Below are 13,196 nucleotides of genomic sequence, written 5' to 3' on the forward strand. Positions count from 1 at the left end.
TGACCATGACGAACGGTGAATCGACGCCCACGGAGCTGCACGCATCCGGCACGGTAGGTGTCGCGATGGTGACCCCCTTCAGCGCTGCGGGCAAGCTCGACGTGGACGCCGGGGTGGCGCTGGCCGCGCGCCTGGTCGATCGCGGCGTCGATCTGCTCGTCGTCTCGGGCACCACCGGTGAGTCGCCGACCACCACCGAATCGGAGAAGGTCGACCTGCTGCGTGCCGTCGTCGACGCCGTCGGCGACCGCGCCACCGTCATGGCCGGTGCGGGCACCTACGACACCGCGCACTCCATCGAGCTCTCGCGCGCCGCCGAGAACGCGGGCGCGCACGCCCTGCTCGTGGTGACCCCCTACTACTCCCGGCCGACGCAGGAGGGGCTGATCGCGCACTTCACCGCGGTCGCCGACGCCACGTCGCTGCCGGTGACGCTCTACGACATTCCACCGCGGTCGGTGGTGCCGATCGCCATCGACACGATCCGATATCTGTCCGAGCATCCGAACATCGTCGCCGTGAAGGACGCCAAGGGCGACCTCGTCTCCGGTGCCGATCTCATCTCGAGCACCGGACTGGCGTTCTACTCCGGTGACGACGGGCTCAATCTGCCCTGGCTCTCGGTGGGTGCTGTCGGATTCATCAGTGTGATCGGGCATCTGGTGCCCGAACGCCTGCGCGAGATCCACCAGGCCTACACGGCCGGTGAGGTGGCTCGGGCCAGGGAGCTCAACGCGACACTGCTGCCGCTGTACGCGGCCATGACCCGCCTGGGAGGTGTGGCGATGTGTAAGGGAGGACTGCAATTGCTCGGGATCGACGTGGGTGAACCACGGTTGCCGCAGCTGATGCCGACACCGGCTCAGCTCGACGAGCTGGCACTGGATCTGCAAGCCGCGGGGGTGACCTCGTGACCGAACCCACTGGTCGCAAGCCCCGCCGCCGGGCCGCGTCGCGTCCCGCGGGTGCGCCGGAACCCACCCCGGCCGAAACCACGCCGGTCGCCGAGAAGTCGGTGGCGGCTCCGCCCGCGGTCGAGCCGGTCGCCGAGATCGCCGCCGAGGCGGAACTGACGGCCGAGGCCGAGTCGGCGCCCGAGGCGCTCGAGATCGCCCAGGAGCGCACACCCGCCAAGAAGACCACCTCGCGTCGCGCCAAGGCCAAGCCCGCCGAGCAGGCCGCCGCCCAGCAGCCGAACCGCCGCGGTGGCGGCGGTGGCCGGGGCAGGCAGGGTGGCCGAGGTCGCGGTGACGCGCAGGCCGAGCCGCGCGAGAAGGCCGCCCAGGACAAACTGGGTCTGCCGCCCAAGCTGCCCAAGAACGGGCTGCGCGTGTTCGCGCTCGGCGGCATCGGCGAAATCGGCCGCAACATGACCGTTTTCGAATACAACGGCAAGCTGCTGATCGTCGACTGCGGTGTGCTGTTCCCCGAGGACCAGCAGCCCGGCGTCGACCTGATCCTGCCCGATTTCCGGCCCATCGAGGACCGGATGGACGACATCGAGGCGATCGTGCTCACGCACGGCCACGAGGACCACATCGGCGCGGTGCCGTTCCTGCTGCGCATGCGCCCCGACATCCCGGTGATCGGCGCCAAGTTCACCCTGGCCCTGGTCGCGGCCAAGGCCCGCGAGCACCGCCTGCAGCCCCGGCTGCGCGAGGTCGCCGAGGGCGAGACCACCGTGCACGGGCCGTTCGAGCTCGAGTACTTCGCGGTCAACCACTCCATCCCCGACGCGCTGGCCGTGGCCATCCGCACCCCGGCGGGCGTGGTGCTGCACACCGGCGACATCAAGCTCGACCAGCTGCCGCTGGACGGCCGCCTCACCGACCTGGCCGGGTTCTCCCGCCTGGGCGACGAGGGCGTCGACCTGTTCCTGGTCGACTCGACCAATGCCGAGGTCCCCGGCTTCGTCACCCCCGAACGCGAGATCGGCGGGGTGCTCGACAATGTGATCGGCAAGGCCCGCAACCGGGTGATCGTCGCATCGTTCGCCAGCCATGTGCACCGCATCCAGCAGGTGGTCGACGTGGCCCAGAAGCACAACCGCAAGGTGTGTTTCGTCGGTCGCTCGATGGTGCGCAACATGCAGATCGCCCAGGACCTGGGCTACCTCTCGGTGCCCGACAATGTCGTGGTCGAGATGGATCAGGCCGCGAACCTGCCCGGCAACCGCCTGGTGCTGATCTCCACCGGTTCCCAGGGCGAACCGCTCTCGGCGCTGGCACGGATGGCCCGCGGCGACCACCGCCAGATCAACATCCGCGCCGACGACCTCATCGTGCTGGCGTCCTCACTGATCCCCGGCAACGAGAACTCGGTGTTCGCCGTGGTCAACGGCCTGGCCCGGCTCGGCGCCACGGTCATCACCCAGCAGAGCGCCAAGGTGCACGTCTCCGGGCACGCCTCGGCCGGTGAGCTGCTGTACCTGTACAACGCGGTGCGCCCGACCAACGCCATGCCGGTGCACGGCGAATGGCGGCACCTGCGCGCCAATGCCGCGCTCGCGGTGGCGACCGGTGTGCCCGAGGAGCGGGTGGTGCTCGCCGAGGACGGCGTCGTGGTCGACCTGGTCGACGGCATCGCCTCCATCGTCGGCCGGGTCCCGGTCGGGCACGTCTACGTCGACGGCCTCTCCGTCGGTGACGTCGGCGAGTCGACCCTGTCGGACCGTCTGGTCCTCGGCGAGGGCGGTTTCATCTCGATCGCCATCGTCATCGACGCCACCACGGGCAAGGCGGTGAGCACCCCCGAGATCAACGGGCGTGGCTTCTCCGACGACCCCACCGCGCTCGACGGCGCGAACGAACTGGTCGAGGCCGAGCTGCTGCGCCTGGCGGGCGAGGGCATCACCGACACCCACCGCATCGCCCAGGGCGTGCGCCGGGTGGTCGGGCGCTGGGTCGCCGACACCTACCGTCGCCGTCCGATGATCGTGCCCACGGTCATCGGCGTCTGACCCACACACGAAAACCGCCGGGTGACGTTGTCGCCCGGCGGTTTTCGTCGTTTCTCAGGCCTGGCAGGCCGCGGAGTCGAGCTTGGCCGACTTCACGATGTTGCAGGCGAAGGTGTGCGACACCTTCCACGACTCGTCCTCGGCGACGAAGTCGATGAAGGCGTCCTGCACGGGCTGGCCGTCGATGGTGACATCGGCGTCGGCCTTGAGCTTGCCGTCGGTGGGGTCGCCCACCTTGGTGATGGTGACCTTCACATTGTTCTTGTTGGCGGCATCGACGAACTTGTCGACCAGCATCGGGTCCTGGTCGGCGTCCTCGATGTAGGTCTTCTTCTCGTCGCCGGTGAGCTGACCGGCCAGCGCCTTGTTGATGCGCGCGTTGAGTTCCTCGGCGGTCGGCTTGGGCAGGTTCGGCGGGGTGGTCGCGGCGACATCGCCGCCTTCTTCCTTGTCCTGCTTGGCCGTACCGGACTCGAAGGCGGCCGCGGTGGTGGTGGCGCCCGCATTGCTCGACTCGGTGTCCGAGGAAGCGCACGCGCTCAGCCCCAGCGAAGCGACGAGCGCGACGAGGACGGCGGCGGTCTTGATCGGTCGGTTGTTCACTACAACTCCCATGATGGTGTCGAAACGGTCGGGCTAGAGCTGGTAGCCGCTGGTGCAGTTCCAGTGCTTGATCGAGGCATTGCCCGGATTGCGGTTCAGCGCTTCGCGTTTGGCGCCACCGATGGTCGAGGCGGAGCCGTAGCTCCACCAGCCGCGCGAGATCGCGATGGCTCCGCAGCCGTTGCGGTAGGAGACCTTCACGTCGCAACCGCCGCCGCCCCCACCGCGTCGGCAGGCGGCCATGGCGCCCGCCTCGGCGTCGGCATAGCTGCCGTAGTCGGTCGCGTACCCGTACACCCCCGATTTGACCGACGCCGCGATGGCGCCGTAGTAGCCCGACTGCGCCTGGGCCGGTGCGATGTGCCCCGCGAACATGGTCGCGACGGCGGCACCGAGCACGGCGGCGCTGGTGAGCATTCTCTTCACTTGTTCCCCTTCATACGCATGGGTCGACGACCCGATGGAGCGCAGTCAAAGTACCGAGCGGTGTGCTGCCCGCGCCACTGCTGACAGCCCAGAACGGCGGAAATGCTGGAAATCGGCAAGGATTCGGTAAGCGACGGGCCGCGAAACGCCCTCGATCCGGGATTTCCGCGCGTTGACCGGCGGGCCCGCGACCTGCGGGTCCGGCACGTATCGGCGGTCACATCGACCGTGGGACCAGTGTTGCGGATGGTCTCGATGGTGTGCGAGCGGCTAGCCTGATCGTCATGGCAGGTAAGTCCCGCAGCACCACGACCTCTCGTGCGCGGGCGGGATCGAGCAGGGGGCAGACGCCGTCGGCGCGGTCTCGTTCGACGACACCGCGAGCGTCGTCGGCCGCGCGTGGGCGAACCGCCCCCGCCCGCAGACCCGTCAAACGCGCCTCGAACACCGCACCGCTGGCCGTCATCGGCCGGGGCGTCACCAGTGGCTGGACGATGCTGGCCCGGGGCCTCGGCGCCACCACCCGCACGCTGAGCCGCGCGGGCGAACTCGAGCACGGGCACCGTCGCGACGGGATCGGCCTGGCGCTCATCGCCTTGAGCGTGATCATCGCGGCGGCGGTGTGGTTGTCGGCCGGTGGTCCGGTGGGGCGTTTCCTCGAAGACATCGTGCGCGCGATCGCCGGGTCGGCGGCCGCGGTGGCGCCGCTGTTGTTCGTGGCGATCGCGGTGGTGCTGATGCGCACCGAGCCGCATCCGGAGATCCGGCCACGGCTGGTCCTCGGTGGACTGCTGGTGATCCTGCCCGCGCTCGGCATCTGGCATCTGGCGGCCGGGTCGCCCACCGACGCGCACGGACGTTCGCGCGCCGCGGGCGCACTCGGCTACGCCATCGGCGGACCGCTCGGTCAGGGGCTCACCCCGTGGCTGGCGATGCCGATTCTGTTGTTGGCCATGGTGTTCGGTGTGTTGTTGCTCACCGGAACCACCGTGCGGGAGGTGCCGTCGCGGCTGCGCGAATACTTCGGCCTCGGCGAATACGCCGAGGACAGCGACCCGTACGACCCGGCGAACTACGACGCCGAGGGTTTCCCGGTGCACCGCAACCGGTCCCGTCGCGGCGCCGGTTCGACGGCCGACGATTTCGCGGGCTCCGACGCGGTCACCGAATCGCTGGGCGAGCCCCCGCTGCGCGACGCCAAACCCATCGCCGAGGAGGCGCCCGCGCCCGCGCCGAAACCGGCCCGTAAGCGTCCGGCTCCCGCACCGGTCGTCGACCAGACCCCGCCGCCACCGCCGGAGCCGGAGTTCGTCACCGACCGTGTTGTCGACGGTGACTACACGCTGCCGCCGCTGAGCCTGCTGCTCGACGGTGACCCGCCCAAGAAGCGCTCGGCCGCCAACGAATCGATGATCGAGGCGATCACCGAGGTGCTGGTGCAGTTCAAGATCGACGCCGCGGTCACCGGATTCGTGCGCGGGCCGACCGTCACCCGCTACGAGGTGGAGCTCGGCCCCGGCGTGAAGGTCGAGAAGATCACCGCCCTGGCCCGCAACCTCGCCTACGCCGTGGCGACGGAGAACGTGCGCCTGCTCGCGCCCATCCCGGGCAAGTCGGCGGTCGGCATCGAGGTGCCCAACGCCGACCGCGAACTGGTCCGGCTGGCCGACGTGCTCAAGTCGCCGCACACCCGCAACGACCATCATCCGCTGGTGATCGGCCTCGGCAAGAACATCGAGGGCGAGTTCGTCTCGGCGAATCTGGCCAAGATGCCGCACCTGCTGGTGGCGGGTTCCACCGGTTCCGGTAAGTCCAGCTTCGTCAACTCGATGCTGATCTCCCTGCTGCACCGGGCCACCCCCGAGGAGGTCAGGATGATCCTGATCGACCCGAAGATGGTGGAACTCACGCCTTACGAGGGCATTCCGCACCTGATCACGCCCATCATCACCCAGCCCAAGAAGGCCGCCGCCGCGCTGGCCTGGCTGGTGGAGGAGATGGAACAGCGCTATCAGGACATGCAGGCCAACAAGGTCCGCCACATCGACGACTTCAACAAGAACGTGCGCTCGGGCAAGATCACCGCCCCGCTCGGCAGTGAGCGCGTGTACCGGCCCTACCCGTACATCCTGGCCATCGTCGACGAGCTCGCCGACCTGATGATGACCGCGCCACGTGACGTGGAGGACGCGATCGTGCGGATCACCCAGAAGGCGCGCGCGGCGGGCATCCACCTGGTGCTGGCCACCCAGCGCCCCTCGGTGGACGTGGTGACCGGCCTGATCAAGACCAACGTGCCCTCGCGGCTGGCGTTCGCCACGTCCTCGCTCACCGATTCGCGCGTCATTCTCGACCAGCCGGGCGCGGAGAAGCTGATCGGTATGGGTGACGGCTTGTTCCTGCCCATGGGCGCGGGCAAGCCGACGCGTCTGCAGGGTGCCTTCATCTCCGACGAGGAGATCCAGGCGGTCGTCGAGTACAGCAAGACCCAGGCCGAACCGGAGTACCAGGAGGGCGTCACCGCCGCCAAGGCGGGCGAGACCAAGGACGTCGACCCCGACATCGGCGACGACATGGATGTGTTGCTGCAGGCGGTGGAACTGGTCGTCACCTCCCAGTTCGGTTCGACCTCCATGCTGCAGCGCAAACTGCGCGTCGGCTTCGCCAAGGCCGGTCGACTCATGGACCTCATGGAGACCAGGGGCGTCGTCGGCCCGAGCGAGGGCTCCAAGGCCCGCGACGTACTGGTGAAGCCCGACGAACTCGACGGCCTGCTGTGGTCGATCCGCGGCGGTGATCCGGGGGATTCCGGGGACGGCGAATAGCGCACTGCTGGTTTGCTCTGACCGTGCCGTCAGCGAGCGGCGACGAACGAGGAGGGACCGGGGCGCGGGCCGCCGCTCTCGGGGAACGGTCGGAGGCGGGCTCGGATCAGCTGCCGATACCCGCGCGCGACAGGCGCTGCGGGCGGGCGGCGTGATCGGACAGCCGTGGCATCGTGGCGAAGTGGTCGTATTCGGCGGTCACGGCTGGCTCCTCTCGCGGTGCCGGTATGTGGTCGATGAGTCGACGGTAGCAGCGGCGGTGACGAGGCGAAACGGGTTTTCGGCGCGCTACCGGGGTGGTCGGGATCGCGGCTGTGTGTGGAATCATGGCGGGCAATCGCCCCGCAAAGTTGGCTGAAACGGACATATTGGACATGATGGACGGCATGAACCTCATCGATCGGACCACTTCATGGATGTGACCACGCTCGAATGGGTGATCACCGCAGTGGTGATCCTCGGACTGTTCGTCTTCGACTTCTTCGCCCACGTGCGCACGCCGCACGAACCGACCTTCAAGGAATCGGGCATCTGGTCAGCCGTCTACATCGGCCTGGCCCTGCTGTTCGGCGGGTACGTCGCCTGGAAATGGGGCGGCACCTTCGCCGGGGAGTACTACGCCGGTTTCGTCACCGAGAAGGCCCTCTCGGTGGACAACCTGTTCATCTTCCTCATCATCATGACCACCTTCGCGGTGCCTCGGATGTACCAGCAGAAGGTGCTGCTCATCGGCATCGTGCTCGCGCTGGCGATGCGCGGTGTGTTCATCGCGGTCGGTGCGGCCGCGATCAGCGCGTTCAGCTGGGTGTTCTACCTGTTCGGCGCGTTCCTGATCTACACCGCGATCAAGCTGCTGCGCGAGAGCGGGCACGAGGCCGAACACGAGGAACAACGCGACAGCCGCATCGTCAGCCTGGCCAAGCGTGTCCTGCCGACCACCGACCAGTACGACGGCGACAAACTGATCACCAAGATCGACGGCAAACGGGTGGTCACCCCGCTGCTGCTGGCGCTGCTGGCCATCGGTTTCGCCGACCTGCTGTTCGCGCTCGACTCGATTCCGGCCATCTACGGTCTCACCGAACAGCCGTACCTGGTGTTCACCGCCAACGCCTTCGCCCTGATGGGTCTGCGTCAGCTGTACTTCCTCATCGGCGGCTTGCTCGACCGGCTGGTGTACCTGTCCTACGGTCTGGCCGCCATCCTGGCGTTCATCGGTGTGAAGCTGGTGCTGCACGCGCTGCACGAGAACACCCTCGGCTTCATCAACGGCGGCGAGCACGTGAGCGTGCCGGAGATCTCCACGCCGGTATCGCTGAGTGTGATCCTCGGAATCCTGGTCATCGCGACGGTGGCGAGCCTGCTGAAGACGCGTCGCACGGCTGCCTGATCGACGACCGACAGCCCGGGACCCGTGTGGGTTCCGGGCTGTCGGCGTCCGCGGACTACTCGGAGAAGGTGCCCATCACGGGCAGCCACTCGACCACGCGCACGTCCTCGATCAGGCCCAGCTTCGCGAACGGGTCCTCGGTGAGCAGCTGTTCGAGCGAGGACTTGTCCTCGGCCCGGAACAGCAACAGCGCACCCGAACCGTCCGGGTACGGGCCACTGGTGAGCAGGGTTCCCACCTCGACCAGGCCGGTGAGCCAGCCTCGGTGCTCCGGGCGATGGGTGGTCCGGTCGGCGGCGGTGGCCTCGGTGTAGGTGTAGTGGACGGCGAAGATCGGCACGTCGAGCAACTTTCTCGTGGTGGATGTCTACAGGGTGAGCAGCATGCGGGTGTTGCCGAGGGTGTTCGGCTTCACGAAACTCAGGTCGAGGAACTCGGCGACGCCGGTGTCGTAGGAACGGCACATCTCCGCGTACACCTCGGCGGTCACCGGGGTGCCATCGATCTCGACGAAACCGTGCCTGCCGAAGAAGTCGACCTCGAAGGTCAGCACGAACACCCGTTGCAGTTGCAGTTCGCGTGCGACCTCCACCAGCTGTCGCACCACCGCGCCGCCCACCCCGCGTCCCTTGACCACCGGATCGACCGCCACCGTGCGCACCTCGCCCAGATCGGCCCACAGCACGTGCAGCGCGCCGCACCCCACCACGCGGCCGTCGACCTCGGCGACCCAGAACTCCTGCACCGACTCGTACAGGGTGACCAGGTTCTTCTCCAGCAGGATGCGCCCGGCGTACTCGTCGACCAGACGCTTGATCTCGGGGACATCCGAGGTTCGCGCTCGTCGCACGGTGACGTCTCGGACCGGCGCCACGGTGGGCGCGGACGGGTGCGCGTCGCTGGTCGGACCACCTGTTGGTCCCCGTGAAGTCATGGGGTGCACAGTAGTCGGCCCGGTTACCGATAGTCTGAACATGTGCCGCACATCCTGTCGTTCCGCTCAACGCATCGCGCCGGGCCCGGCGACGGGGGAATACGGCACCGCGCGCGTGAGCAAACATCGCGCGACACACCCGATACTCGGCGCAGTGCCGGTGAGTGCCGTGCGGGCGGGGGACACGCGACGTCAGCGCCCGGCGCCGGTGGCTCGTATGACCAGGGAGGGCGTCCGATCATGCCGACACGACCGAGCGCGAAGGATCGGCGCCCGAGAGCGGCCGCGCGTGTGACGACCGCCTTCGTCCGAGTGTGTCGAGCAGACGCGGCATGAGCGTGCGACCGGAAGAGATCGACCGAGGGACGGCTCGACTATCGGGACTGCCGGAGCACCCTGTCCCGCTGCTCAACATCGCCAACGTGCTGACCGTGGCGCGCATCGTGCTGGTGCCATTGTTCGTGCTGGCCCTGTTCGCCGAGGGCGGGCACGACACGCGGTGGCGCGTCATCGCGGCCGCCGTGTTCGGGCTGGCCGCCATCACCGACCGGTTCGACGGGCAACTGGCCCGCAAATACGGTCTGGTCACCGACTTCGGCAAGCTCGCCGACCCGATCGCCGACAAGGCCCTGATCGGCGCCGCCCTGATCGGCCTGTCGGTCCTCGGCGATCTGCCCTGGTGGATCACGCTGGTCATCTGCGGCCGCGAACTCGGCATCACCCTGTTGCGGCTGGTCGTCGTACGGCGCGGGGTGATCCCGGCCGGGCGCGGCGGCAAGCTCAAGACCCTGGTGCAATCGGTGGCCATCGCCCTGCTGGTGCTGCCGTTGTCCGGCGCGTTCGCCACCGCGGGCATGATGCTGATGTACCTGGCCGTGGCACTCACCGTGATCACCGGCCTCGACTACGTCGGCCAGGCCGCGCGGGTGTGGGTGGCGGGTGGTCGCGCGCGCAACGAGTCGCGCGCGTGAACGACCCCCTCGTCGCCGGGGCGCCGGTCGCGGAGCTGGTCGCGGTGCTCACCGCCAGGGGGCAGACCGTCGCCACCGCCGAATCGCTCACCGCGGGGCTGCTCGCCGCGACCATCGCGGGCGTGCCCGGGGCCAGCGCGGTCCTGCGCGGCGGCCTCGTCGTGTACGCCACCGACCTGAAGAACCGGCTCGCGGGCGTCGACGCGGAGGTGCTGCGGGTGGAGGGCGCGGTCGCGGCGTCGACCGCCGAACAGCTCGCCGTCGGCGCGCGTGAACGCTGTGCGGCGGACTGGGGGATCGGACTCACCGGGGTCGCCGGGCCCGATTCCCAGGACGGGCATCCGGTCGGCACGGTATACCTCGGAGTAGCCGGACCCGATCACAGCGCGGTGAGCCGGTTGAAACTGCACGGTGACCGGTGGACCATCAGACTCGGTGCGGTGCACAGCGCGATCGGGGAGTTGGTGCGCTGTGTCAACGGGTACGGCGATGTGACGACGGACTAGCCGCGGCCGGGAACCCTCGGCCGCAGCTCGACGTTGTGCCAGAAAGAGGTGAGCACCGCCCGAGGCGGTGACCCGAGGTGGAGGAGAACGAGATGACGCTGCTGCGGGAGGCAATCGGGGACAGTCTGCGGCGTGCGCGTCTGGCCCAGCATCGGACGCTGCGCGAGGTGTCGACCTCGGCGCGCGTGAGCCTCGGCTATCTGTCGGAAGTGGAGCGCGGCCGCAAGGAAGCCTCCAGCGAACTGCTCGCCGCCATCTGCGAGGCGCTCGACGTGCCTCTGTCGCGGGTGCTGTGGGACGTGAGCACCATCATGGCCGGTGCCGACGGCGCCGCGCCCCGCGAGCCCGCGCTCACCGAGCCGGTGGCCGAACCCGCCGCCGAACCGGTGCCCGCCGAGCCGTCGGCCACCGCGAGCGCGCAGGCCGACGTGGACGCGCGGATCGGGATCGCCGAGGACACCCGCATCGTCATCCCGGCCCCACGGGCCGAGATGCTGGTATTGGTGAAAGGGATGTGACGCGGCGAACCCGCGTGACGCTGCGCACTACCGGAGAGAGCGGATAGATTCTCAGCAGGCGTCGAGTGGGCCGGTCGTATCGGTCCGGGTGCCGCATGGTGAAGGATAACCACATATCTGGTGCGTGACGGTCGCGCACCACCAGTCGCACGAGCGACGCACAGATGGAGGCGGGATCAATCGATGGCTAATCCGTTCGTGAAGGCCTGGAAGTACATGATGGCCCTTTTCGACTCCAAGATCGAAGAGCATGCGGATCCGAAGGTCCAGATCCAGCAGGCGATCGAGGAGGCGCAGCGTCAGCACCAGGCGCTGTCGCAGCAGGCGGCGTCGGTGATCGGCAACCAGCGTCAGCTGGAGATGAAGCTGAACCGTCAGCTCGACGAGGTCGAGAAGCTCAACGCCAATGCCCGGCAGGCCGTCACCCTCGCCGACCAGGCGCAGGCCGCGGGCGACACCGAGAAGGCGATCCAGTACACCAACGCCGCCGAGGCGTTCGCCGCCCAGCTGGTCACCGCCGAGCAGTCGGTGGAGGACCTCAAGGTGCTGCACGACCAGTCCCTGCAGGCCGCCGCCCAGGCCAAGAAGGCGGTCGAGCAGAACGCGATGATGTTGCAGCAGAAGGTCGCCGAGCGCACCAAGCTGCTCAGCCAGCTCGAGCAGGCCAAGATGCAGGAGCAGGTCTCGGCCTCGCTGCAGCAGATGGACTCCACCCTGTCCGCGCCCGGTTCCACCCCCAGCCTCGACGCCGTGCGCGACAAGATCGAACGTCGCTACGCCAACGCGCTCGGTGCCGCCGAGCTGGCGCAGAACACGGTGCAGGGCCGGATGATGGAGGTGCAGCAGGCCAGCATCCAGATGGCCGGGCACAGCAAGCTCGAGCAGATCCGTGCCTCGATGCGCGGCGATGCCCTGCCCACGGGCAACAACGCGGCTATCGACCCGGCCAAGCAGCAGCCCGCGGCACCGCAGATCAACAAGGGTGGCCAGGCGGCCCAGCAGTAGCCGCGTCACCCCGGGCCGTCGGCCGACGCTCGATACCCGCGCTCGTGCGGGCGTCGAGCGTCGCCCGGCGGCCCGGCCCCGTTCCGGGTGAGGTTGTCGTACCCGCGTGGCACTCTGGGGAGGTGGAAGGATCACGATGAGCGGGAGAACGCGGCGCGACCGGATCGAAGTCGCCGATCCGATGGCCGTTGTGCAGTCGACGATGAACGGTGGCATGCCCGCGACCCTGCGCGGAGTGGGGGAGCAGGCGCTGGTCGCGGTGCGCCGCTGGGCCGATCCCCGCGAGCGGGAGCTGCGCCGACGGCGCCGGATGCGCAGGCGCAGCTTCCAACTGGGCACGGCGTCGGGAATCACCACCGTCGGCGCGGTCGGGCTGGCCGTGGTGTCGGCCCCGGCCTGGGCGGTGGTCGTGATCGGCGGTGGCGCCGTGGCTTTCGTGACCGGTGCCGCCGTGAACGCCCGCCGCTATCTGCGCACCCGCGGTCAGCCGTTGCCGCAGGCGACGTTCGTGCCACGCAAGTCGCCGGGTCTGCGCTCCGCCGCCCGGGCGCCGATCCAGCGACTGATCCGGGCCGAACGCGCGCTGCACGGCCTCGGTGCGCAGATCGCGCGCACCCGACGGTTACCCGAGGACGAATTGCGCGACCTGCTCGCCACCGCGAGCTCCGGTGCGGCCGCCCTGCACGCCCTGGCCGCCGATGTCGTGGCCATGGAACAGGCCGTCGACACGGTGGGCCGGGCGAACCCGGAGACGGTATCGGCGTTGAAGACCACGGTCACCGCCGTGCTCGCCCGCCTGGAAACAGGTGTCGTCGAATACGAACAGCTCGTCGCCGCGGCCGCCCGCATCCTGGCCGTCCCGGAGGACACCGTGGTGGCCTACCAGTTCAACGGCATCGTCGCCGATCTGCGTGAAGCCGCTGACCGCCTCGACGGCTGGGCCCAGGCTCTCACCGAGATGGCCGACGGGCCCGGTTTGTCGTCGCCCGATCTGCCCCGCTGAAGGTCTCGCCTGCACGGGCCGCGCACCCGCGCATCAGGTTTCCCCGGGCTCAGCAG

General features: G+C 68.9%; 13 protein-coding genes. 9 read left to right on the plus strand and 4 right to left on the minus strand.

Going from position 1 to position 13,196, the window contains the following annotated elements; translation table 11 throughout:
• Positions 1–5 precede the first annotated feature (5 nt).
• Together dapA and NC7_RS07615 are read left to right on the plus strand one after the other, a co-directional pair.
• Positions 6–914 carry a 4-hydroxy-tetrahydrodipicolinate synthase gene (gene dapA, locus NC7_RS07610; RefSeq protein ID WP_067980756.1) on the plus strand — a complete coding sequence of 303 codons (909 nt, stop codon included), beginning with the start codon at positions 6–8 and terminating at the stop codon, positions 912–914.
• Positions 911–2,959 carry a ribonuclease J gene (locus tag NC7_RS07615; protein ID WP_067980758.1) on the plus strand — a complete coding sequence of 683 codons (2,049 nt, stop codon included), beginning with the start codon at positions 911–913 and terminating at the stop codon, positions 2,957–2,959. The genes dapA and NC7_RS07615 overlap by 4 nt, the downstream gene beginning before the upstream one ends.
• Before the next feature lie 54 nt (positions 2,960–3,013).
• Here NC7_RS07615 and NC7_RS07620 read toward each other — a convergent pair whose 3' ends face one another.
• Together NC7_RS07620 and NC7_RS07625 are read right to left on the minus strand one after the other, a co-directional pair.
• Positions 3,014–3,562: a WKL family lipoprotein gene (locus NC7_RS07620; RefSeq protein WP_067980760.1), complete on the minus strand. Its 549-nt coding sequence runs from the start codon at positions 3,560–3,562 to the stop codon at positions 3,014–3,016.
• A 33-nt stretch (positions 3,563–3,595) separates the two neighbouring features.
• Positions 3,596–3,979, minus strand: a complete 384-nt coding sequence (locus NC7_RS07625; RefSeq protein WP_067980763.1) for a DUF4189 domain-containing protein — start codon at positions 3,977–3,979, stop codon at positions 3,596–3,598.
• Between the two features lie 293 nt (positions 3,980–4,272).
• On the opposite strand from NC7_RS07625, the gene NC7_RS07630 reads away from it, so the two are divergent.
• Both NC7_RS07630 and NC7_RS07635 read left to right on the plus strand, forming a co-directional pair.
• Positions 4,273–6,813 carry a DNA translocase FtsK gene (locus tag NC7_RS07630; RefSeq protein WP_067980765.1) on the plus strand — a complete coding sequence of 847 codons (2,541 nt, stop codon included), beginning with the start codon at positions 4,273–4,275 and terminating at the stop codon, positions 6,811–6,813.
• A gap of 412 nt (positions 6,814–7,225) precedes the next feature.
• Positions 7,226–8,203, plus strand: coding sequence for a TerC family protein (locus tag NC7_RS07635; RefSeq protein WP_067980767.1), 978 nt, complete (start codon positions 7,226–7,228; stop codon positions 8,201–8,203).
• Positions 8,204–8,258: 55 nt separating this feature from the next.
• Here the strand turns inward: NC7_RS07635 and NC7_RS07640 are convergent, their stop codons facing one another.
• Positions 8,259–8,543, minus strand: a complete 285-nt coding sequence (locus NC7_RS07640) for a YciI family protein (RefSeq protein ID WP_067980769.1) — start codon at positions 8,541–8,543, stop codon at positions 8,259–8,261.
• Positions 8,544–8,570: 27 nt separating this feature from the next.
• Positions 8,571–9,137, minus strand: a complete 567-nt coding sequence (locus NC7_RS07645; protein WP_067980771.1) for an amino-acid N-acetyltransferase — start codon at positions 9,135–9,137, stop codon at positions 8,571–8,573.
• A 332-nt stretch (positions 9,138–9,469) separates the two neighbouring features.
• On the opposite strand from NC7_RS07645, the gene pgsA reads away from it, so the two are divergent.
• From pgsA to pspM, 5 genes are all read left to right on the plus strand, one after another.
• A complete protein-coding gene (pgsA, locus tag NC7_RS07650) occupies positions 9,470–10,108 on the plus strand; it encodes a CDP-diacylglycerol--glycerol-3-phosphate 3-phosphatidyltransferase (RefSeq protein WP_084458136.1) in 639 nt (212 codons plus the stop codon).
• Entirely contained in the window at positions 10,105–10,614 is a 510-nt protein-coding gene (locus NC7_RS07655; protein WP_067981252.1) for a CinA family protein, read from the plus strand. The genes pgsA and NC7_RS07655 overlap by 4 nt, the downstream gene beginning before the upstream one ends.
• Before the next feature lie 92 nt (positions 10,615–10,706).
• The gene (locus NC7_RS07660; protein WP_067981254.1) at positions 10,707–11,132 is read left to right on the plus strand and encodes a helix-turn-helix domain-containing protein; all 426 of its coding nucleotides are present in this window, start codon (positions 10,707–10,709) and stop codon (positions 11,130–11,132) included.
• Positions 11,133–11,315: 183 nt separating this feature from the next.
• A complete protein-coding gene (locus NC7_RS07665; protein ID WP_067980773.1) occupies positions 11,316–12,137 on the plus strand; it encodes a PspA/IM30 family protein in 822 nt (273 codons plus the stop codon).
• 136 nt (positions 12,138–12,273) lie between these two features.
• Positions 12,274–13,140 carry a phage shock envelope stress response protein PspM gene (gene pspM / locus NC7_RS07670; RefSeq protein ID WP_067981255.1) on the plus strand — a complete coding sequence of 289 codons (867 nt, stop codon included), beginning with the start codon at positions 12,274–12,276 and terminating at the stop codon, positions 13,138–13,140.
• Positions 13,141–13,196 lie beyond the last annotated feature (56 nt).

The organism is Nocardia caishijiensis NBRC 108228 (assembly GCF_001612825.1).
GTDB classification, from domain to species: domain Bacteria; phylum Actinomycetota; class Actinomycetes; order Mycobacteriales; family Mycobacteriaceae; genus Nocardia; species Nocardia caishijiensis.

Excerpts from the sequence above, each read along its gene's own strand:
- dapA (WP_067980756.1), top strand. The coding sequence starts at position 6 with ATGACGAACGGTGAATCGACGCCCACGGAGCTGCACGCATCCGGCACG.
- NC7_RS07625 (WP_067980763.1), bottom strand. The coding sequence starts at position 3,979 with ATGCTCACCAGCGCCGCCGTGCTCGGTGCCGCCGTCGCGACCATGTTC.
- NC7_RS07630 (WP_067980765.1), top strand. The coding sequence starts at position 4,273 with ATGGCAGGTAAGTCCCGCAGCACCACGACCTCTCGTGCGCGGGCGGGA.
- NC7_RS07635 (WP_067980767.1), top strand. The coding sequence starts at position 7,226 with ATGGATGTGACCACGCTCGAATGGGTGATCACCGCAGTGGTGATCCTC.
- NC7_RS07645 (WP_067980771.1), bottom strand. The coding sequence starts at position 9,137 with ATGACTTCACGGGGACCAACAGGTGGTCCGACCAGCGACGCGCACCCG.
- pgsA (WP_084458136.1), top strand. The coding sequence starts at position 9,470 with ATGAGCGTGCGACCGGAAGAGATCGACCGAGGGACGGCTCGACTATCG.
- NC7_RS07660 (WP_067981254.1), top strand. The coding sequence starts at position 10,707 with ATGACGCTGCTGCGGGAGGCAATCGGGGACAGTCTGCGGCGTGCGCGT.
- NC7_RS07665 (WP_067980773.1), top strand. The coding sequence starts at position 11,316 with ATGGCTAATCCGTTCGTGAAGGCCTGGAAGTACATGATGGCCCTTTTC.
- pspM (WP_067981255.1), top strand. The coding sequence starts at position 12,274 with ATGAGCGGGAGAACGCGGCGCGACCGGATCGAAGTCGCCGATCCGATG.